18 protein-coding genes are annotated in these 20176 nt (G+C 73.2%); 8 read left to right on the forward strand and 10 right to left on the reverse strand.

The window, feature by feature from the left end:
- Nucleotides 1-121: 121 nt before the first annotated feature.
- From tal to JOE63_RS12730, 5 genes are all read left to right on the forward strand, one after another.
- Nucleotides 122-1261 (forward strand): transaldolase, encoded by a 1140-nt coding sequence (gene tal, locus JOE63_RS12710; RefSeq protein WP_204541803.1) that lies wholly within the window; start codon nucleotides 122-124, stop codon nucleotides 1259-1261.
- A gap of 148 nt (nucleotides 1262-1409) precedes the next feature.
- Entirely contained in the window at nucleotides 1410-2951 is a 1542-nt protein-coding gene (zwf, locus tag JOE63_RS12715; RefSeq protein ID WP_047232815.1) for a glucose-6-phosphate dehydrogenase, read from the forward strand.
- 112 nt (nucleotides 2952-3063) lie between these two features.
- The gene (gene opcA / locus JOE63_RS12720; protein ID WP_204541806.1) at nucleotides 3064-3981 is read left to right on the forward strand and encodes a glucose-6-phosphate dehydrogenase assembly protein OpcA; all 918 of its coding nucleotides are present in this window, start codon (nucleotides 3064-3066) and stop codon (nucleotides 3979-3981) included.
- Complete coding sequence (pgl, locus tag JOE63_RS12725; RefSeq protein ID WP_204541809.1) at nucleotides 3978-4766, forward strand: 6-phosphogluconolactonase; 789 nt, start codon at nucleotides 3978-3980, stop codon at nucleotides 4764-4766. The genes opcA and pgl overlap by 4 nt, the downstream gene beginning before the upstream one ends.
- Nucleotides 4763-5449: an O-methyltransferase gene (locus JOE63_RS12730; protein ID WP_204541814.1), complete on the forward strand. Its 687-nt coding sequence runs from the start codon at nucleotides 4763-4765 to the stop codon at nucleotides 5447-5449. Before pgl ends, JOE63_RS12730 begins: the two co-directional genes overlap by 4 nt.
- A gap of 49 nt (nucleotides 5450-5498) precedes the next feature.
- Here JOE63_RS12730 and JOE63_RS12735 read toward each other — a convergent pair whose 3' ends face one another.
- The 9 genes from JOE63_RS12735 to uvrC form a co-directional block, all read right to left on the reverse strand.
- A complete protein-coding gene (locus tag JOE63_RS12735) occupies nucleotides 5499-5846 on the reverse strand; it encodes an RNA polymerase-binding protein RbpA (RefSeq protein ID WP_047232819.1) in 348 nt (115 codons plus the stop codon).
- 126 nt (nucleotides 5847-5972) lie between these two features.
- A complete protein-coding gene (secG, locus tag JOE63_RS12740; RefSeq protein WP_087472975.1) occupies nucleotides 5973-6215 on the reverse strand; it encodes a preprotein translocase subunit SecG in 243 nt (80 codons plus the stop codon).
- A 207-nt stretch (nucleotides 6216-6422) separates the two neighbouring features.
- Nucleotides 6423-7196 carry a triose-phosphate isomerase gene (gene tpiA / locus JOE63_RS12745; RefSeq protein WP_239577902.1) on the reverse strand — a complete coding sequence of 258 codons (774 nt, stop codon included), beginning with the start codon at nucleotides 7194-7196 and terminating at the stop codon, nucleotides 6423-6425.
- Nucleotides 7197-7303: 107 nt separating this feature from the next.
- Nucleotides 7304-8503 (reverse strand): phosphoglycerate kinase, encoded by a 1200-nt coding sequence (locus tag JOE63_RS12750; protein WP_204541817.1) that lies wholly within the window; start codon nucleotides 8501-8503, stop codon nucleotides 7304-7306.
- Nucleotides 8504-8661: 158 nt separating this feature from the next.
- Entirely contained in the window at nucleotides 8662-9666 is a 1005-nt protein-coding gene (gene gap, locus JOE63_RS12755) for a type I glyceraldehyde-3-phosphate dehydrogenase (RefSeq protein WP_087472154.1), read from the reverse strand.
- A 351-nt stretch (nucleotides 9667-10017) separates the two neighbouring features.
- Nucleotides 10018-10998 carry a DNA-binding protein WhiA gene (gene whiA, locus JOE63_RS12760; RefSeq protein WP_047232822.1) on the reverse strand — a complete coding sequence of 327 codons (981 nt, stop codon included), beginning with the start codon at nucleotides 10996-10998 and terminating at the stop codon, nucleotides 10018-10020.
- Nucleotides 10999-11081: 83 nt separating this feature from the next.
- Complete coding sequence (locus JOE63_RS12765; protein ID WP_204541820.1) at nucleotides 11082-12047, reverse strand: gluconeogenesis factor YvcK family protein; 966 nt, start codon at nucleotides 12045-12047, stop codon at nucleotides 11082-11084.
- 3 nt (nucleotides 12048-12050) lie between these two features.
- Nucleotides 12051-13037, reverse strand: a complete 987-nt coding sequence (gene rapZ / locus JOE63_RS12770) for an RNase adapter RapZ (RefSeq protein WP_087472156.1) — start codon at nucleotides 13035-13037, stop codon at nucleotides 12051-12053.
- A gap of 20 nt (nucleotides 13038-13057) precedes the next feature.
- Complete coding sequence (uvrC, locus tag JOE63_RS12775; RefSeq protein WP_204541824.1) at nucleotides 13058-15235, reverse strand: excinuclease ABC subunit UvrC; 2178 nt, start codon at nucleotides 15233-15235, stop codon at nucleotides 13058-13060.
- 114 nt (nucleotides 15236-15349) lie between these two features.
- On the opposite strand from uvrC, the gene JOE63_RS12780 reads away from it, so the two are divergent.
- Complete coding sequence (locus JOE63_RS12780) at nucleotides 15350-15835, forward strand: OsmC family protein (RefSeq protein WP_087472157.1); 486 nt, start codon at nucleotides 15350-15352, stop codon at nucleotides 15833-15835.
- Between the two features lie 103 nt (nucleotides 15836-15938).
- Here the strand turns inward: JOE63_RS12780 and uvrA are convergent, their stop codons facing one another.
- Nucleotides 15939-18923, reverse strand: coding sequence for an excinuclease ABC subunit UvrA (gene uvrA / locus JOE63_RS12785; protein WP_087472978.1), 2985 nt, complete (start codon nucleotides 18921-18923; stop codon nucleotides 15939-15941).
- A 131-nt stretch (nucleotides 18924-19054) separates the two neighbouring features.
- Between uvrA and JOE63_RS12790 the strand changes: the two genes are divergently transcribed.
- Entirely contained in the window at nucleotides 19055-19762 is a 708-nt protein-coding gene (locus tag JOE63_RS12790) for an MBL fold metallo-hydrolase (RefSeq protein ID WP_087472158.1), read from the forward strand.
- A gap of 91 nt (nucleotides 19763-19853) precedes the next feature.
- A complete protein-coding gene (locus JOE63_RS12795; protein WP_204541827.1) occupies nucleotides 19854-20153 on the forward strand; it encodes a YciI family protein in 300 nt (99 codons plus the stop codon).
- The last annotated feature ends 23 nt before the right edge of the window (nucleotides 20154-20176 follow it).

Raw genomic sequence — 20176 nt, forward strand, 5'->3', positions numbered from 1 at the left:
TTCGTAGATTCCGAGGTGGGGCCGCGCGCGGCCCCACCTCGGAACTGCCCCGGGAACCGGCCGCCGTGCGCGACCGCCCGGGAGCACGCCCGCAGCGAGAGCACCACCGAGAGGAAGTCCGATGACGCAGTCCCCCACCGTCCCCGGCCCCGTCGAGCAGCTCACGGGAGCGGGCGTCTCGATCTGGCTCGACGACCTCTCACGAGAACGGCTCCGCACGGGCAACCTCGCCGACCTCGTGGCGACGCGCGGCGTCGTCGGGGTCACGACCAACCCCACGATCTTCGCGGGGGCGCTCTCGAAGGGCGACGCCTACGACGCCCAGCTCGCCGAGCTCGCCCCCGCGGGCGTCGACGACGCGGCGGTCGAGGCCGCGGTCGAGCGCATCACGACGGACGACGTGCGCGCCGCCGCGGACCTGCTGCGTCCCGTGTACGACGCGACCGAGGGTGTCGACGGTCGTGTGTCGATCGAGGTCGACCCGCGCCTCGCGCACGACGCCGACAAGACGGTCGTCACGGCGGAGCGCCTGTGGGCCACCATCGACCGGCCCAACGTCTACATCAAGATCCCCGCGACGGTCGCCGGGCTCGACGCGATCTCCCGCACCCTCGCGCAGGGCATCAGCGTCAACGTGACGCTCATCTTCTCGCTCGCGCGCTACCGCGCGGTCATGGAGGCGTTCGCGATCGGGCTCGAGCAGGCGCGCGCGGACGGCATCGACCTCGCGCCGGTGGGCTCCGTCGCGTCGTTCTTCGTCTCCCGCGTCGACACCGCGGTGGACGCCGCGCTCGAGAAGGTCGGTACCCCGGAGGCGCTCGACCTGCGCGGCCAGACCGCGATCGCCAACGCCCGCCTCGCGTTCGAGGCGTACGAGGAGTTCCGCCAGACCGACCGGTGGCGCTCCCTCGTCGCGTCCGGCGCGCAGCCGCAGCGCCCGCTCTGGGCCTCGACCGGCGTGAAGAACCCCGAGTACCGCGACACGATGTACGTCGACGAGCTCGTCACCGACGGCGTCGTCAACACCATGCCCGAGGCGACGCTCCAGGCGTTCGCCGACCACGGCGTCGTGACGGGCGACACGATCATCGGCACGGCCGCCGCCTCCCGCCGCACCCTGGAGACCGTCGAGTCCTTCGGCGTCTCGCTCGTCGAGGTCACCGACCGCCTCGAGGAGGAGGGCGTGCGCAAGTTCGAGGACAGCTGGACCGACCTCCTCGCGACCACGCGCGACGGCCTGCGCGACGCCGCCGGCTCCTGACCTCCCGACGCGTGCCCGCCGCGCGCGGGCACGCGTCCGACCTGCGGGAACGACGGCGCGCCCACCCGGGCCAGCCGTATCATCCGCACACGCCTCAGACCTTCTGCAGTCCTCCCGACCCCTCCTCGAAACGGAACGGTGCCACCAGGTGAGACCGGCCAAGATCACGCCAGAGCACAACCCGCTGCGCGACCCCCTCGACCTGCGCCTGCCCCGGATCGCGGGCCCGTGCGGGCTCGTCATCTTCGGCGTCACGGGCGACCTCGCCCGCAAGAAGCTCATGCCCGCGGTGTACGACCTGGCCAACCGCGGCCTGCTCCCCCCGGGCTTCGCGCTCACGGGCTTCGCGCGCCGCGACTGGGAGGACCAGGACTTCGCGCAGGTCGTGCACGACGCCGTCAAGGAGCACGCGCGCACGCCGTTCCGCGAGGCGACGTGGCGGCAGCTCGCCGAGGGGATCCGGTTCGTGCAGGGCACGTTCGACGACGAGGACGCCTTCGAGCGGCTGCGCGAGACCGTCGAGACGCTGGACGCCGAGCGCGGCACGGGCGGCAACCACGCCTTCTACCTCTCGGTGCCGCCGAGCGCGTTCCCGGTCGTGTGCCGGCAGCTCTCCCGCTCCGGGCTCTCTCGCTCCGAGGGAGACGCCTGGCGCCGCGTCGTCATCGAGAAGCCCTTCGGCCACGACCTCGAGAGCGCCCGCGAGCTCGACGCCGTCGTGTCGGAGGTCTTCCCGCCCGACTCGGTCTTCCGCATCGACCACTACCTCGGCAAGGAGACGGTCCAGAACCTCCTCGCGCTGCGGTTCGCCAACCAGATGTTCGAACCCATCTGGAACGCGAACTACGTGGACCACGTGCAGATCACGATGGCCGAGGACATCGGCATCGGCGGGCGCGCGGGCTACTATGACGGCATCGGCGCCGCGCGCGACGTCATCCAGAACCACCTGCTCCAGCTCCTCGCGCTCGTCGCGATGGAGGAGCCCGTGTCGTTCGACGCCCCGTCGCTGCGCGCCGAGAAGATCAAGGCGCTCTCGGCCGTGCGCCTGCCGCGCGAGCTGTCCAAGCACACCGCGCGCGGCCAGTACGCGGCCGGGTGGCAGGGCGGCGAGGAGGTCATCGGCTTCCTCGACGAGGACGGCATTCCCGCCGACTCGACGACCGAGACGTACGCCGCGATCCGCGTGGACATCGACAACCGTCGCTGGGCGGGCGTCCCGTTCTACCTGCGCACCGGCAAGCGCCTCGGGCGTCGCGTGACCGAGGTCGCGGTCGTGTTCAAGAAGGCTCCGCACCTGCCGTTCGAGACCTCGCAGGCGTCCGACCTCGGCAACAACGCGCTCGTCATCCGCGTCCAGCCCGACGAGGGCGTGACCATGCGGTTCGGCGCGAAGGTCCCCGGCACCGCGATGGAGGTCCGCGACGTCACGATGGACTTCGGGTACGGGCACGCGTTCACCGAGTCCTCCCCCGAGGCGTACGAGCGGCTCATCCTCGACGTGCTGCTGGGCGACCCGCCGCTCTTCCCGACGCGTGAGGAGGTCGAGCTCTCGTGGAAGATCCTCGACCCGATCACCGCCCACTGGGCGGCCAAGGGCACGCCCGACCAGTACCGGTCCGGCACGTGGGGGCCGGAGTCGGCCGACGCGATGCTAGCGCGCGACGGCCGTTCGTGGCGGCGCCCGTGACGGCCGCCGTCCCGGCGTCGGCCCCGCGGAGCGCGGCGCCCCAGAGAGAGACCCCCCGACCCCGTCGTGCGCCGCAGGGCCGCACGACCCTCCGACCGGCGAGGACCCCGCGATGATCATCGACCTGCCCGACACGACGACGAACGCGGTGAACAAGCGCCTCGTGCGGCTGCGCGACGAGGGCGGCGCGATCGCGCTCGGCCGCGTCCTCACGCTCGTCGTCATCGCGCGCGAGTCCGACGTCGAGACGTCGATCGAGGCGGCGAACGACGCGAGCCGCGAGCACCCGTGCCGCGTCATCGTCGTCGCGCCGTCCGGCCGGAGCACGGTCCCGCACCTCGACGCCCAGATCCGCGTGGGCGGCGACGCCGGCGCGTCCGAGGTGGTCGTGCTGCGGACCGCGGGCCCGCTGCTCGAGCACGCCGACACGCTCGTCATGCCGCTCCTGCTCCCCGACGCGCCGATCGTGGTGTGGTGGCCCGGCCAGCCGCCCGCCTCGGTCGACGACGACCCCGTCGGGGCGATGGCCCAGCGCCGCATCACCGACTCGATCACGTCCAAGGACCCCGAGGCGATGCTCGCGCAGCTCGCGACGACGTACGGTCCCGGCGACTCCGACCTGGCGTGGGCTCGCGTCACCCTGTGGCGCGGCCTCATCGCGGCGGCGCTCGACCAGCCCCCGTACGAGCCGGTGACCAGCGTCGTGGTCGAGGGTCAGGCGAAGCACACGTCGCTCGACCTACTCGCCGCCTGGCTGGGCTCGCGCCTGCGCTGCCCGGCCGCGGTAGTGCGCCGTCGTGGGGCCGAGGCGATCACGCGCGTCACGCTCGAGCGCAAGAGCGGGCCGATCATCCTCGACCGCCCGGACGGGCGCACCGTGACGATCAGCCAGCCGGGCAAGCCCGACCGCCGCGTCGCGCTGCCCATCCGGACGCTCAGCGAGGCCCTCATCGAGGAGCTCCGTCGCCTCGACCCGGACGAGATCTACGGCGAGGTGCTCACCAAGGGCCTGCAGAAGGTGGGCGCGTGACCGCCGCCGGGCCCGGGGACGCGCACGCGTCCCACGGGCGCCTCGTGGTCGTCCACCCGGACGCCGGCGTCCTCGCCGAGGCCGTCGCCTCGCGGCTCGTGACGCGCCTGCTCGACGTGCAGTCGGTGCGCAGCCCGGTGCACGTCGTGCTCACCGGCGGCACCGTCGGCATCGCGAGCCTCGCGGCGCTCGAGCGCCACCCGGCCCGCGACGCCGTCGACTGGTCGGGCGTGCACCTCTGGTGGGGCGACGAGCGCTTCCTGCCCACCGGGGACCCGGACCGCAACGAGACGCAGGCACGCGACGCGCTGCTCGCCCACCTGCCTCAGCTCCCGGCCGAGAACGTGCACCCGATGCCCGCGGCGGACGTGGCGGCGACCCCCGAGGAGTCGGCCGCCGCATACGCCGCGACGCTCGCCGCGCACGCCCCGGACGGCGCCGAGGTGCCGGCGTTCGACGTGCTCCTGCTCGGGATGGGGCCTGACGGCCACGTCGCGTCGCTCTTCCCCGGGCACCCGGGGCTCGACGTGACGGGCGTCCCGACCGCCGGCGTCCACGGTTCGCCCAAGCCGCCGCCGGAGCGCGTGACGCTGACCTTCGAGGCCATCGCGCGCGCCCGCCAGGTGTGGGTCGTCGCCGCGGGCGCCGAGAAGGCCACGGCCGTCGCGTCGGCGCTCGGGGGTGCCCCTGCGGCCGAGACCCCGGCGGCGGCGGTCACCGGAACCGAGCGCACGCTGTGGCTCGTGGACGCCGCAGCGGCAGGCACGCGGGACGCCGACCGATGACGACCGGCGGCGAGCACGTGGACCCCGCGGCGACGTGGGACGCGGTCGACGCGTACTTCGGCCCGCTCGTGGCCGAGGATGACCTGCTCGCCGCCGCCGGCGCCCGCGCACGGGCCGCCGGCCTGCCGGAGATCCAGGTCTCCCCCGCGCAGGGCCGGCTCCTGCAGCTCCTCGCGCTCGCGACGGGCGCGCGCCGCGTGCTGGAGGTCGGCACGCTCGGCGGCTACTCGACGATCTGGCTCGCCCGCGCGCTGCCTGCGGGAGGCTCGCTCGTCACGTGCGAGATCGACCCGGCGCATGCCGCGGTCGCGCGCGAGTCGCTCGACGCCGCGGGGCTCTCCGGGGTGGTGGACGTCGTCGTCGGGGCCGCGGCCGACACCCTGCGCCGCCTCGTCGACGAGCGTGCGGAGCCGTTCGACCTCGTCTTCGTCGACGCTGACAAGCCGTCGAACCCCGTCTACCTCGACCTGGCGCTCCGGCTGTCCCGCCCCGGCACCCTGATCGTCGTGGACAACACCGTCCGCGGCGGCGCCGTCGCCGACGCCGAGAGCACCGACCCGAACGTGCTCGGGGTGCGGGAGATGGTCGAGCACGTCGTCGCGGACCCGCGCCTCGACGCCACGGCCGTGCAGACCGTCGGGTCCAAGGGCTACGACGGGTTCGTGCTCGCGCGCGTGCGCTGAGGCAGGAGCGAGCCCCGGCCCTGCCGCGCAGGGACCCTCGGTCAGCGAGTCAGCGACCCCGACGGGCCCGCAGCGCGGCGAGCGCCTCGTCCAGGATCGCGACGCCGTCCTCGTCGCTGCGACGCTCCTTCACGTACGCGAGGTGCGTCTTGTAGGGCTCGTTGCGCGACGGCGTCGGCGGGTTCTCCCGGTCCTGCCCGGCCGGGAACCCGCACCGCGGGCAGTCCCAGGTCTCGGGCGCCTCGATCTCCGCCTCCGAGGAGAAGCTGGGCCGCGTCTCGTGGCCGTTCGCGCACCAGTAGGAGACCCAGAAGCGCGGCGCGATCTCGCCGCGCTCGGACTCCCCGAGCGGTCCCGCCCCGACGCGCGACCCGCGGATCGCGTTACCACCTGCCACGTGCTCTCCCCCGTCCGTGCCGTCGTCGGCACTCGATCCTGCCCGTACCGCGCCGTCCGGCGCGGCTGCCCCCTGCCGACTCCTCGAGCCCTGCTCGACCCTGCGACGCCCTCAGGGGCGCGGAGGTCAGCTGACCTTCTGGAGCAGCCCCAGGAGCACGATGACGACCGCCCAGACGAGGGCGAACGACACGGTGATCCGGTTGAGGTTGCGCTCGGCGACGCCGGAGCTGCCCACCGAGCTCGAGATCCCGCCGCCGAACATGTCGGAGAGGCCGCCGCCCTTGCCCTTGTGCATGAGCACGAGCAGGGTGAGGAAGCCGCTGGTCAGGACCAGCAGGATCTGGAGGATGATGCGCAGCACGTCCACGAGTACGTCCTTGAGGCTCAGGGCCGTCCCGACCGATGTCGAGCGCGACCGCACGGTTGTCGTGCGCAGGCGTGACCTGCTGCACAGGGGACAAGAGTAGGCGACGCGGGGCCGCTCCGGCCAACCCCGGCCGGCAGCGTCTCACGCCAGGGACCGACGGCCCCGGGATCCGCTCCCGGGGCCGTCGGTACGAGGGTCTCGCGGAGGTCAGGCCCCGGTCGCGTGCGACTGGTAGCGCGCGATCTTGGCGAACTCCTCGGGGTCGAGGCTCGCGCCGCCGACGAGCGCGCCGTCGACGTCGGGCTGCGCCATGATCGCGGCGACGTTGGACGACTTCACCGAGCCGCCGTACAGGATGCGCGTCGCGTCCGCGAGGTCCGCGTCGTACAGGTCGCCCAGGGCACCGCGGATCGCACCGCAGACCTCCTGCGCGTCCTCCGGCGTCGCGACCTCGCCTGTGCCGATGGCCCAGACGGGCTCGTACGCGATGACGAGCGTCGCGAGCTGCGCTGCCGGGATGCCCGCGAGGGCGCCCTCGACCTGAGCCAGCGTGTAGGAGATCTGCTCGCCGGCCTTGCGGACGTCGAGGCCCTCGCCCACGCACAGGATCGGGGCGACGCCCTGACCCACGGCGGCCACGATCTTCTCGTTGACCTGCGCGTCCGTCTCGGCGTGATACTGCCGGCGCTCGGAGTGGCCGATCGCGACGTAGCTCACGCCGAGCTTGGCGAGCATCGTCGCCGAGATCTCGCCCGTGTAGGCGCCCTCGGTGTGCGCGGACACGTCCTGCGCGCCGTACTTCAGCTCCAGCTTGTCCGCGTCGACGAGCGTCTGCACGGACCGGAGGTCGGTGAAGGGCGGCAGCACGGCGACCTCGACGGCCGCGTAGTCGTGCTTCGCGTCCTTGAGGGTCCACGCGAGCTTCTGCACGGTGTGGGTCGCCTGGTGGTGGTCCAGGTTCATCTTCCAGTTGCCCGCCATGAGCGGGGTACGGCTGTTCGCCACGGTCCTTCTTCTCTCTGTGGGGGTCGCACCGCCCGCGCACGACAGGCCGCGGGCGGTGCGTGAGGATGGTTCGGGAGGGGCGCTCAGCCCTCGAGGACGGAGATCCCCGGCAGGTCCTTGCCCTCGAGGAACTCGAGGCTCGCGCCACCACCGGTCGAGATGTGGCTGAAGCCCGCCTCGTCGAAGCCGAGGATGCGGACCGCCGCCGCCGAGTCGCCGCCGCCGACGATCGTGAACGCGCCGTTCGCGGTCGCGTCGACGAGCGCCTTGGCCACGGCACGCGTGCCGCCCGAGAACGCCTCGAACTCGAACACGCCCGCGGGGCCGTTCCACACGACCGTCTTCGCGTCGACGATCTTGCTCGCGAAGAGCTGCGCCGACTCGGGGCCGATGTCGAGGCCGATCTTGTCCGCGGGGATCGCGTCCGCGGCGACGACCTCGTGCGGGGAGTCCGCGGCGAACGCGTCCGCCACGACGATGTCGGTCGGCAGGACGATCTCGACGCCGTTCTTCTCCGCGTCCGCGAGGTAGCCCTTGACCGTGTCGATCTGGTCCTCCTCGAGGAGGGACTTGCCGACGCCGTAGCCCTTGGCCGCGAGGAACGTGAACACCATGCCGCCGCCGATGAGCAGGCGGTCCGCCTTGGTGAGCAGGTTCGCGATGACGCCGAGCTTGTCCGAGACCTTGGAGCCGCCGAGCACGACCGCGTACGGGCGGGCCGGGTCCTCCGTCGCCTTGCGCAGCGAGTCGACCTCCTTGAGGACGAGCTCGCCCACCGCGGACGGGAGCACCTGGGCGACGTCGTAGACCGACGCCTGCTTGCGGTGCACGACGCCGAAGCCGTCCGAGACGAAGACGTCCGCGAGCTGCGCGAGGTCGCGTGCGAGCGACTGGCGCTCCGCGTCGTCCTTGGACGTCTCGCGCGGGTCGAACCGGATGTTCTCCAGCAGCGCGACCTCGCCGTCGCCGAGGGCGGCGACGGTCTCGCGGGCCGAGTCGCCGACGACGTCCTGCGCGAGGTGCACCGGCACGCCGAGCAACTCGCCCAGGCGGGCCGCGACGGGCGCGAGCGAGTACTTCGCGTCCGGCTCGCCCTTGGGGCGACCCAGGTGCGCGGTGACGATCACCTTCGCGCCGGCGTCGGTGAGCTTCTTCAGCGTCGGCAGCGCCGCGCGGATGCGGCCGTCGTCCGTGATGGTCGTCCCGTCGAGCGGGACGTTGAAGTCGGAGCGGACGAGGACGCGCTTGCCGCGCAGGTCGCCCAGGGAGTCGATGGTGTTCATGCGGTCTCCTACGGTTCGGTCGCCGTCGTACGGGGCGCCTGCCGAGGACCGGCCGGGCCCGCACATGAGGACGTCCGCGTGCGCGTCACCGGGCGGTGCCGGGACGCGCACGCGGACGCATGGTTGCTACGCAGGGTCGTGCTGCGTCAGCAGGTGGCTCAGAGCTTGTCGCCGACGAGCTGCGTCAGCGCGACGAGGCTGTTCGAGTAGCCCCACTCGTTGTCGTACCAGGAGACGACCTTGACCTGGTCGCCGATCACCTTGGTGAGCTTCGAGTCGAAGATGCTCTGGTGCGGGTCCGTGACGATGTCGCTCGAGACGATCTCGTCCTCGACGTAGGACAGGATGCCCTTGAGCGGGCCCTCCGAGGCAGCCTTCACGGCGGCGTTGACCTCGTCCACCGTGACCTCCTTGGAGGCCGTGAACGTGAGGTCCGTCGCGGAGCCCGTGATGACCGGCACGCGCAGCGCGAAGCCGTCGAGCTTGCCCTTGAGCTCCGGGAGGACGAGCGACACGGCCTTCGCCGCACCCGTCGAGGTCGGGACGATGTTCTGCGCGGCGGCGCGGGCGCGACGCAGGTCGCGGTGCGGGCCGTCCTGCAGGTTCTGGTCACCCGTGTAGGCGTGGATCGTGGTCATGAGACCACGCTCGATGCCGATCGAGTCGTTGAGCGCCTTCGCCAGCGGGGCGAGGCAGTTCGTGGTGCACGACGCGTTCGAGATGATGTGGTGCGCGGCCGGGTCGTACTGGTCCGAGTTCACGCCGACGACGAACGTCGCGTCCTCGTTCTTCGCCGGGGCGGAGATGATGACCTTTTTGGCGCCACCGTCGATGTGGGCCTTCGCCTTGGTGGCGTCAGTGAAGAAGCCGGTCGACTCGATGACGATGTCGGCACCCAGCTCGCCCCAGGGGAGGTTCGCGGGGTCACGCTCGGCGAGGGCACGGATCTTCTTGCCGTCGACGATGATGTTGTCGTCGTCGAAGTCCACGCTCAGCGGGAAACGGCCGAGGACCGTGTCGTACTTGAGCAGGTGCGCGAGCGTCTTGTTGTCCGTGAGGTCGTTGACGCCCACGATCTCGATGTCGGCGCCCGACGCCACGATGGCGCGGTAGAAGTTCCGTCCGATACGACCGAAGCCGTTGATACCGACGCGGATGGTCACAATGCCCTCCTCAGGGCGCGCCGGTTGTCCCGACGCACACGGTTGATGCCGAACGATCACGTACGCCGTCGTACGCAGGTGGTGATCGCGCCCGTGCCCCGCTGCCCGGGATCCCGGCACAGCACCCTCCGTGCCCGTGGACCGTCACGGCGACAGCCGGGACCACCCACGCCCACGAGGGGTGTCAGCGAAGGAGCACGTCGTTGTCACCTGACGCATCCGAGCCTATACCAACACCACGCCAGCGTGTGACCTGGATCCCACGGTTCGGGACCATCGTCCCGTCGGTGCATGACGTCCAGGTGCCGGGCGGTCGCCGGCGGGTCGCCGGGCTGGTCGCGGGCCGGCAGGTCAGAGGTCGAGCAGCTCCGGGCTCAGGCCCGCCTCCGTGTCGGGGATGCCGAGCTCGGCCGCGCGCTTGTCCGCCGTGGAGAGCAGGCGCCGGATGCGGCCCGCGACGGCGTCCTTGGTGAGCGGCGGGTCCGCGAGCTGCCCCAGCTCCTCGAGCGACGCCTGCTTGTGGGCGAGCCGGAGCTCGCCGGCCTCGCGCAGGTGGTCGGGCAGGTCGGGGCCGAGGATCTCGAAGGCCCGCTCGACGCGCGCTCCTGCCGCGACCGCGGCCCGGGCCGACCGACGCAGGTTCGCGTCGTCGAAGTTCGCGAGCCGGTTCGCGGTGCCGCGCACCTCGCGCCGGGCCCGCCGCTCCTCCCAGACCAGCACCGCCTCGTGCGCGCCCAGGCGCGTGAGGAGCGCGCTGATCGCGTCGCCGTCCCGGATCACGACGCGGTCGACGCCGCGCACCTCGCGGGACTTCGCGGAGACGCCGAGCCGGCGCGCCGCACCCACGAGCGCGAGCGCGGCCTCGGGCCCGGGGCACGTGATCTCGAGCGCCGACGACCGGCCCGGCTCGGTGAGCGACCCGTGCGCCAGGAACGCGCCGCGCCACGCCGCCTCGGCCTCCTCCACCCCGCCGGAGACGACCTGCGGCGGAAGCCCTCGCACGGGCCGCCCGCGCTGGTCCAGGAGGCCCGTCTGGCGGGCCAGCGACTCGCCGTCGCGCACGACGCGCACGACGTACCGGCTGCTCTTGCGCAGCCCGCCCGCCGACACGACGATCAGCTCGCTCGTGTGCCCGTAGACGTCCGCGATGGTCTCGCGCAGGCGGCGCGCCGCGATCGCCGTGTCGAGCTCGGCCTCGATGACGACGCGGCCCGAGATGAGGTGCAGCCCGCCCGAGAAGCGGAGCATCGCCGAGACCTCCGCCTTGCGGCACGAGGTCTTGTCCACCCGCAGTCGAGCCAGCTCGTCCTTCACCTGTGCCGTGAGCGCCATGCGGGACATCCTGCCACCGATGCCGACGCGTCGCGGCGGCGGACCGGGCGCCCCGAGCACCACCCGGTGGGTCGGTGCGCGGCTCAGCGGGCGGGCGAGCCGACGTCGCCGAGGAAGTCGTCGAACACGTCCCGGTACGCCGCCGCCAGGCGCAGCGCGTCGTGCCGCGGGGTGCCGTCCCCGCGGCGCACCTGCCGCAGGAGGAGGCGCGCCCCCATGCTCGCGGACGCCTCTGCGAGCTGCTCCGTGTCCTCGACGGCGGACGGGTCCGCGACGACGGCGTCGATCCGGAGACCGGGTGCGTGCTTGTGCAGCGCCTCCAGGTGATCCGTCGCCGACAGCCCGTAGGTCTCCCCCGTCTCGCTCGACAGGTTGAGCGTCACGCAGCGCCGCGCGGACGTCTCGTGCAGGGCGCGCGCGAGCTCGGGCACGAGCAGGTGCGGCATCACCGACGAGAACCACGACCCCGGGCCGAGCACGACCCAGTCCGCCTCCTCGACCGCCTGGACCGCCTCGGCGCAGGCCGGCGGGTCCGCCGGGACGAGCCGGAGCTGTTCGATGCGGCCGTGGGTCACCGCGACGTGGCTCTGCCCGACGACCGTGTCCAGCCGGTCGCCCGTCCGCACGTCGGCCTCGATCCCGAGCGGGACCGCCGCCATGGGCAGCACGCGCCCACGCGCGCCGAGGAGCTTGCCCACCCAGTCGAGCCCGGCGACCGGGTCGTCGAGCAGCTCCCACAGCGCGACGATGAGCAGGTTGCCCACCGCGTGGTTGTCGAGGTCCCCCTCCGACGTGAACCGGTGCTGGAGGAGCGCGCTCCACGTGCGACCCCACTCCGAGTCGTCGCACAGGGCGGCGAGCGCCATGCGCAGGTCGCCCGGGGGCAGCACGCCGAGCTCGGCGCGCAGGCGTCCGGACGAGCCGCCGTCGTCGGCCACCGTCACGACGGCGGTGAGCCGGTCGGACATGAGGCGCAGCGCGGACAGGCTCGCGGACAGGCCGTGGCCGCCGCCCAGGGCGACGACGGCGGGGTTGCGCTGGGCGACCACCGATCACTCCTTGCCGAGGTCGCGGGCGGTGACGATGACGCGCTGACCCTGCGCGCGCAGGCGCGCGGCGATCGCCTCGCTGATCGCGACGGAGCGGTGCTTGCCCCCGGTGCAGCCGACGGCGATCGTCACGTAGCGCTTCTCCTCCCCCAGGTAGCCGGCCAGGACCGGCTCCAGGGCGCTCACGTACCGGTCGACGAACTCCAGCGCGCCGGGGCGACCCAGCACGTAGTCGCGCACCGGTGCGTCGCGCCCGGTGAGGTGCCGCAGCTCGGTGATCCAGTACGGGTTCGCGAGGAACCGCACGTCGACCACGTGGTCGGCGTCGAGCGGCAGCCCGTACTTGAACCCGAACGAGACGACGTTGATGCGCAGGGTCTCCGGCGTGCCGTCGGCGACGGCGGCGCGAACCTCGCGTGCGAGGTCGTGCACGGTGAGCTCGGACGTGTCGATGACGACGTCGGAGCGCTCCTCGAGGCTCGCGAGCAGGCGCCGCTCCTCTGCCAGGCCGTCGAGGATGCGCCCCTCCCCCTGCAGCGGGTGCGGGCGCCGGACCTGCTCGTACCGGCGCACGAGCACCTCGTCGGACGCGTCGAGGAACAGGATGCGGTAGAACACCCCGCTCTGGCGGAGGTGGTCGAGCACCTCGACGAGGTCGGTGAAGAACTCGCGGCCGCGCACGTCGACGACCGCCGCGATGCGCTCGAGCGCCGATCCCGACCGCGTCATGAGGTCCACGAGCGGGACGATCATGCGCGGCGGCAGGTTGTCGACGACGTACCAGTCGAGGTCCTCGAGCACGGCAGCGGCCCGGGTGCGCCCGGCGCCGGACATGCCCGTGATGATGAGCACCTCGGCCTCGCGCGGCTCCGGGGCGTGGGTCGCCGCCTCGATCGCGGGGATCCCGCTGGGGACCGTGGTCGGGGAGGGTTCCGGCACGCGGGCGGGCGGCCCTTGCGGGCTGAGGTCCGGGGTCGGCTCCGAGGTCATGGCACCAGCATGCCAGCCGCTCACGCCCGGGCCGCGGCCCCGTCGCCCACCGGAGTGTCCCGGGCGCCGCCGGTCGCCTCGTCCGGGCGCACCGCGGCACCCTCGGGCGCCGGTCCGACGGGGGCCGTGCCCGGGGACGGCTCGGCGGCGCCGCCCAGGGCGGCGACGACGGCGCGCGCCGTGCGCTCGCCCATGCCCCGCACGGTCGCGATCTCCTCGACGCTCGCGGCGCGCAGGCGCTTGAGCGAGCCGAAGTGCTTGAGGAGCGCGGTGCGACGCGCCGGACCGAGGCCCGGGACGTCGTCGAGCGCGGACGCGGTCATGCCCTTGCTGCGCTGCCTGCGGTGCTGGGCGATGGCGAACCGGTGCGCCTCGTCGCGCACGCGCTGGAGCAGGTAGAGGCCCTCCGACGAGCGCTGGAGGATCACCGGGTAGTCGTCCCCCGGGACCCACACCTCCTCGAGGCGCTTGGCGAGGCCGCACAGCGCGACGTCGTCGATCCCGAGGTCGGCCAGCGCCCGGGCGGCGGCGGCGACCTGCGGGGGGCCGCCGTCGACCACGACGAGGTTCGGCGGGTACGCGAACCGCGCGCGCCGGTCCACGGGGGCGTCGGCGTCGACCTCGCCGCTGCGCGGCACGTAGCCGGCCGCCTCCGCTGCCCGCTCAGCACGCCGGCCGGCCGCGTCGGAGCCGGTCGCCACGTCGTCGGCCTCGAGGTCCAGCTCGACCTCGCCCGAGCGCGCGCGGTCGGACAGGTAGCGCTTGAACCGGCGCGTGATGACCTCGTACATCGCCGCGGTGTCGTCCGCGGCCCCGTCCCCGTCGGGCCCGCGCACGGTGAAGTGGCGGTACTCGCTCTTGCGCGCGAGGCCGTCCTCGAACACGACCATCGACGCGACCTGGTACGTGCCCTGGTTGTGCGAGACGTCGTAGCACTCGATCCGCAGCGGGGCGGTGTCGAGGTCGAGCGCCTCCTGGATCTCGCGCAGCGCCTGGCTGCGCGTCGTGAGGTCGCCCGCGCGGCGCGTGCGGTGCAGGGCGAGCGCGTGCTCCGCGTTCGCGCGCACGGTGGCGGCGAGCTCCTTCTTGTCCCCGCGCTGCGGCACGCGGACGTCGACGCGCGCGCCCCGCAGGCCCGAGAGCCACGTCGTGACCTGCGCGGTGTCCGGCGGCAGGACGGGGACGAGCACCTCGCGCGGGACGACGTCGCGTGCGCCACCCCGGCCCTGGCCGGTCCCCGGGTCTGCCGCCGCCGCCTCCTCGGCCGCGCCGTAGACCTGCTGGAGGAGGTGCTCGACCAGCTCCGCGTCGGTCACGTCCTCGACCTTCTCGACGATCCAGCCGCGCTGGCCGCGGATCCGCCCACCGCGCACGTGGAACACCTGGACGGCCGCCTCGAGCTCGTCACCGACGAGCGCGAAGACGTCGGCGTCCGTGCCGTCACCGAGGACCACCGCGTTCTTCTCGGTCGCGCGCTGGAGAGCGACGATGTCGTCGCGCAGGCGCGCCGCGGCCTCGTACTCCATCGCGGCGGCGGCCTCGTTCATCTTGCGCTCGATCCGGCGCACGAAGCGCTGCGTGTCGCCCGCCATGAAGTCGCAGAAGTCCTCGGCGAGCGCCCGGTGGTCCTCGGGCGTGATGCGCCCGACGCACGGTGCCGAGCACTTGTCGATGTACCCCAGGAGGCACGGCCGGCCCGTCTGGTGGGCGCGCTTGAACACGCCCGCCGAGCACGTGCGCACGGGGAAGACGCGGAGCAGGAGGTCGAGCGTCTCGCGGATCGCCCACGCGTGCCCGTAGGGGCCGAAGTACCGGGTGCCGGGCCGCTTGGCGCCGCGCATGACCTGGGCGCGGGGGAACTCCTCCCCCATCGTCACCGCGAGGTAGGGGTAGGACTTGTCGTCGCGGTACTTGACGTTGAACCGCGGGTCGAACTCCTTGATCCACGAGTACTCGAGCGCGAGCGCCTCGACCTCGGTGCCCACGACGGTCCACTCGACCGACGCCGCGGTCGTCACCATCGTCTGCGTGCGGTGGTGCAGGTTCGCGACGTCCTGGAAGTAGTTCGACAGGCGCGCGCGCAGGTTCTTGGCCTTGCCGACGTAGATCACGCGCCCGTGGTCGTCGCGGAACCGGTAGACGCCTGGCGAGGTGGGGATCTCCCCCGGCGCCGGGCGGTACGTCGCGGGATCAGCCATGTTCTCCACCCTAGGTCAGGCCACCGACGGTCGGGTGGCAGGCGACGTCCGGGGCCGCGGCGGCCCCGCGAAGACGTGGTGTGACCTGCACCACCGCCCGCTAGGGTGGCGGCCATGAGCGCACAGCACGGGTACGCCGCCACGGTCCGCTGGACGGGCGCGGGCGACAGGGGCACCGCCTCCTACACGGCCTACGGCCGGGACCACGACGTGCTCCTCGAGGGGAGGCCGCCGCTGCCCGGGTCCGCGGACCCGGCGTTCCGGGGCGACCCGACGCGCTACAGCCCCGAGGAGCTGTTCGTCGTGAGCCTCTCGCAGTGCCACATGCTGTGGTTCCTCCACCTCGCCGCGGCGGCGGGCGTCGTCGTGCGGGAGTACGTGGACGACGTCACCGGGACCATGCGCGTCGAGTCCGGCGGCGAGGGGCAGTTCACGGACGTCACGCTGCACCCCCGCGTCGTGGTCGACGACGGCCCGGGGACCGACGAGGGGTCGCTGGCCGCGCTCCACCAGCGCGCGCACGACCACTGCTTCATCGCGCGCTCGGTGAACTTCCGCGTGCTCGTCGAGCCTGCGCCCGCGCGGCGGGCGGCAGCCTGAGCACTCCGTCCGTGGTCGTCGACGCCCGCGGTGACGGTCCGAGGACGCGTCACCGCGGGGTCGCCCGACGACGGCGCGCCGGGGCTCCCCCGCCGGGTCGCGGCTAGGCCGCGGACGCCTTGCGACGCGAGCGCGTCGTGCCCTCGTCGGTCGCCCGGCGGGCCTTGGCCGAGCGGCCCTTGGCCCCCTTCGTGGCGGGCGCCGGCGCGGCGCCGGGCTTCGTCGGCGCACCGACCGGAACGGGGTCGTGCTGGTCGAGGATCTCCGCGAGGAAGCGGCCGGTGTGGCTCGCCTCGACGCGCGCGACCTGCTCGGGCGTGCCCTGCGCGACGACCTTGCCGCCCCCCGAACCGCCCTCGGGGCCCATGTCGACGACCCAGTCGGCGCTCTTGATGACGTCGAGGTTGTGCTCGATGACGAGGACGCTGTTGCCCTTGTCGACGAGCGACTGCAGCACGCCGAGCAGCTTGCGGATGTCCTCGAAGTGCAGGCCCGTGGTCGGCTCGTCGAGCACGTAGATCGTGCGCCCCGTCGAGCGCTTCTGCAGCTCGCTCGCGAGCTTCACGCGCTGCGCCTCGCCCCCCGAGAGGGTCGGGGCGGGCTGCCCGAGGCGGACGTACCCGAGGCCGACCTCGACGAGCGTCTTGAGGTGCCGCGAGATCGCCGGCACGGCCGCGAAGAACTCCGACGCCTCCTCGATGGGCATGTCGAGGACGTCGGCCACCGTCTTGCCCTTGAAGTGCACCTCGAGCGTCTCGCGGTTGTAGCGCGCACCGTGGCACACCTCGCACGGCACGTAGACGTCCGGGAGGAAGTTCATCTCGATCTTCAGCGTGCCGTCGCCCGAGCACGCCTCGCAGCGGCCGCCCTTGACGTTGAACGAGAAGCGGCCCGGCGTGTACCCGCGCACCTTCGCCTCGGTGGTCTCCGCGAAGAGCTTGCGCACGTGGTCCCACACGCCCGTGTACGTCGCCGGGTTCGACCGCGGCGTGCGCCCGATCGGCCCCTGGTCGACGTGCACGACCTTGTCGAGGTGGTCCAGGCCCGTGACGCGCGTGTGCCGGCCCGCGACCTGCCGTGCGCCGTTGAGCTCGTTGGCCAGGACCGTGTAGAGGATCGAGTTCACGAGCGTCGACTTGCCCGACCCCGACACCCCGGTCACCGCGGTGAACGTCCCGAGCGGGAAGCTCACGTCGATGCCCGTGAGGTTGTGCTCGCGCGCGCCGACGACCTTGACCTGGCGGCCCGGGTCGGTCGGGCGGCGCTCGGCCGGGAGCGGGATGCTGCGACGGCCCGCGAGGTAGGCGCCCGTCACCGACTCCGGCGCCTCCAGCAGACCGGCGTAGTCGCCCGAGTGCACGACGCGCCCGCCGTGCTCGCCCGCGCCCGGGCCGATGTCGACCACCCAGTCCGCGGTGCGGATGGTGTCCTCGTCGTGCTCGACGACGATGAGGGTGTTCCCGAGGTCACGCAGGCGCGTGAGCGTCTCGATGAGGCGACGGTTGTCGCGCTGGTGCAGGCCGATGCTCGGCTCGTCGAGGACGTAGAGGACGCCGACGAGGCCGGAGCCGATCTGCGTCGCGAGCCGGATGCGCTGCGCCTCGCCGCCGGAGAGCGTCGCGGCCGGGCGCTCGAGCGAGAGGTAGTCGAGGCCGACGTCGAGCAGGAAGCCCAGGCGTGCGTCGATCTCCTTGAGCACCTCCGTCGCGATCGCGCGCTCGCGCGCGCCGAGCTCGAGCGCCCCGAGGAACGCCGCGGCCTCGCGCAGCGGGAGACGGCACACGTCCCAGATGGACTTGCCGCCGACCTTGACCGCGAGGACCTCGGGCTTGAGACGAGCGCCCCGGCACACGGGGCACGGGACCTCGCGCATGAAGGCCTCGTACTTCTCCTTCGACCAGTCCGACTCGGTCTCGGTGTGCCGGCGCTCGAGGAACGTGATGACGCCCTCGAACCCGGTCGAGTACTGCCGCTCACGGCCCCAGCGGTTCTTGTACCGCACGTGCACCTGGTGGTTCTGCCCGTGCAGCACGGCCTTCTTCGCGCGCTCGGGCAGCGCCCGCCACGGCGTGTCCATGGAGAACCCGAGGTCGTCCGCGAGCGCCGTGAGGACCCGCTCGAAGTACTCCGAGGAGATCTGCGCCCACGGCGCGACCGCGCCCTCGCCCAGCGACTTCTCGACGTCCGGCACCACGAGGTCGGGGTCGACCTCGAGGCGGAAGCCGATGCCGGTGCACTCGGGGCACGCGCCGTAGGGCGCGTTGAAGGAGAACGTGCGCGGCTCGATCTCGTCCAGCGCGAGCTCGTGGTCGTTGGGGCACGCGCGCTTCTCGGAGAAGCGGCGCTCGCGCGCCGGGTCGTCCGCGTCGGCGTCCACGAGCTCGATGACGACGAGCCCGCCCGCGAGCCCGAGCGCGGTCTCGACCGAGTCGGTGAGCCGGCGCTGCACGCCCTCGCGCGCCACGAGGCGGTCGACGACCACTTCGATGTCGTGCTTGAGCTTCTTCTCGAGCGCGGGGACGTCGGTGAGCGTGCGCACCTCGCCGTCGACGCGGGCACGGGCGAAGCCCTTGGTCTGCAGCTCCTTGAAGAGCTCGGAGTACTCACCCTTGCGCCCGCGCACCACCGGCGCGAGCACCTGGTACCGCGTGCCCTCGGGCAGCTCGAGGAGCCGGTCCACGATCTGCTGCGGCGTCTGCGCGGTCACGCGCTCGCCGCACACCGGGCAGTGCTGCGTCCCCGCGCGCGAGAAGAGCAGGCGCAGGTAGTCGTAGACCTCGGTGATGGTGCCGACGGTCGACCGGGGGTTGCGGTTCGTGGACTTCTGGTCGATCGAGACCGCCGGCGACAGGCCCTCGATGAAGTCGACGTCGGGCTTGTCCATCTGCCCGAGGAACTGGCGCGCGTACGCGGACAGCGACTCGACGTAACGGCGCTGCCCCTCCGCGAAGATGGTGTCGAACGCGAGCGACGACTTGCCCGAGCCGGAGAGCCCCGTGAAGACGATGAGCTTGTCCCGCGGGAGGTCGAGGTCGACGTTGCGGAGGTTGTGCTCGCGGGCACCGGAGATGACGAGGCGATTGCTCACCGCAGCATCGTACGACCGACCGCCCACATTCGCACAGGTGTTCGACGTCACCTTCGCGCGTCCTCCGACGAACGCTCACCGCGGGCCCACCCGTGGCCCTGACGCGGACCCGGCCGCGGCAGACTGACCCCATGGTGTACACGGGACAGGTCGTCGTCGGCGGGCCGAGCGACCGGCGCCGCCTCGACGAGGTCGAGATCCGCAAGCTCGCCGTCGGACCGCTCGCGAACGACGTCTACCTCCTCACGTGCCGACGCACGGGCGCCCAGGTACTCGTCGACGCCGCGGACGCGCCCGACGACGTCCTCGCGCTCGTCCGCGACGGGTCGCCGGCCGCACGCCTCGACGTCGTCGTCACGACGCACCGCCACCCGGACCACCTGCGTGCGCTCGCCTCGATCGTCGCGGTCACCGGCGCGACGACGGCCGCCGGGGACCTCGACGCGGACGCGGTCGCGGCAGCCGCGGACGTGCACGTCACCCGCCGTCTCCGCCATGGGGACGTCGTCCGCGCCGGCGACGTCGCGCTCGAGGTCGTGGCGCTGCGCGGCCACACGCCGGGATCCGTCGCGCTGGCCTACCGCGAGCCCGCCGAGGTGCACGAGCCGGAGGCGGTGGCGGGCCGGGTGCACCTGTTCACGGGCGACTCGCTGTTCCCGGGCGGCGTCGGGAACACCCAGCGCGACCCGGCCCGCTTCGAGCGGTTGCTCACGGACGTCACGGAGCGTGTCTTCGACCGGTTCGACGACGCGACGTGGGTCTACCCGGGCCACGGTGCGGACACGACCCTCGGGGCCGAGCGCCCGCACCTCGACGAGTGGCGCGAGCGCGGCTGGTAACGGAGGTCGGACCAGCCCGGGTGCCGCCGCGGTGACGACCGAGGCGCGGACCCGACCGCGCGCCGTCGGGCGGTCCTGGTTCACTGACCGCATGCCGATCCACGCCGTCACCTACGTCTACACCGACCGCGCCCCGGAGCTCGACGCCCTGCGTCCGGAGCACCGCGCGTTCCTGGGCGACCTGTACGCCCGGGGCACGCTCCTGGCGTCCGGCCCGCTGCCCGCGCACGAGGGCGCACACGCCGGGGCGCTGCTCGTCCTCGACGGGGAGACGCCCGACGCCGTCGCCGCGATCCTCGACGACGACCCGTTCGGGCGGGCGGGCCTCGTCGCCGAGCGCACGGTCCGCCCGTGGGCGCCGGTCATCGGCGACTGGGCGGACCGCGCCTGACCGAGGTCTCACCCGCACTGCGC

Source organism: Cellulosimicrobium cellulans (assembly GCF_016907755.1).
Taxonomy (GTDB): domain Bacteria; phylum Actinomycetota; class Actinomycetes; order Actinomycetales; family Cellulomonadaceae; genus Cellulosimicrobium; species Cellulosimicrobium cellulans_D.

Excerpts from the sequence above, each read along its gene's own strand:
- rapZ (WP_087472156.1), bottom strand. The coding sequence starts at position 13,037 with ATGACCTCGGAGCCGACCCCGGACCTCAGCCCGCAAGGGCCGCCCGCC.
- JOE63_RS12790 (WP_087472158.1), top strand. The coding sequence starts at position 19,055 with ATGGTGTACACGGGACAGGTCGTCGTCGGCGGGCCGAGCGACCGGCGC.
- JOE63_RS12780 (WP_087472157.1), top strand. The coding sequence starts at position 15,350 with ATGAGCGCACAGCACGGGTACGCCGCCACGGTCCGCTGGACGGGCGCG.
- JOE63_RS12730 (WP_204541814.1), top strand. The coding sequence starts at position 4,763 with ATGACGACCGGCGGCGAGCACGTGGACCCCGCGGCGACGTGGGACGCG.
- JOE63_RS12795 (WP_204541827.1), top strand. The coding sequence starts at position 19,854 with ATGCCGATCCACGCCGTCACCTACGTCTACACCGACCGCGCCCCGGAG.
- opcA (WP_204541806.1), top strand. The coding sequence starts at position 3,064 with ATGATCATCGACCTGCCCGACACGACGACGAACGCGGTGAACAAGCGC.
- uvrC (WP_204541824.1), bottom strand. The coding sequence starts at position 15,235 with ATGGCTGATCCCGCGACGTACCGCCCGGCGCCGGGGGAGATCCCCACC.
- whiA (WP_047232822.1), bottom strand. The coding sequence starts at position 10,998 with ATGGCGCTCACGGCACAGGTGAAGGACGAGCTGGCTCGACTGCGGGTG.
- tpiA (WP_239577902.1), bottom strand. The coding sequence starts at position 7,196 with ATGGCGGGCAACTGGAAGATGAACCTGGACCACCACCAGGCGACCCAC.
- JOE63_RS12750 (WP_204541817.1), bottom strand. The coding sequence starts at position 8,503 with ATGAACACCATCGACTCCCTGGGCGACCTGCGCGGCAAGCGCGTCCTC.
- tal (WP_204541803.1), top strand. The coding sequence starts at position 122 with ATGACGCAGTCCCCCACCGTCCCCGGCCCCGTCGAGCAGCTCACGGGA.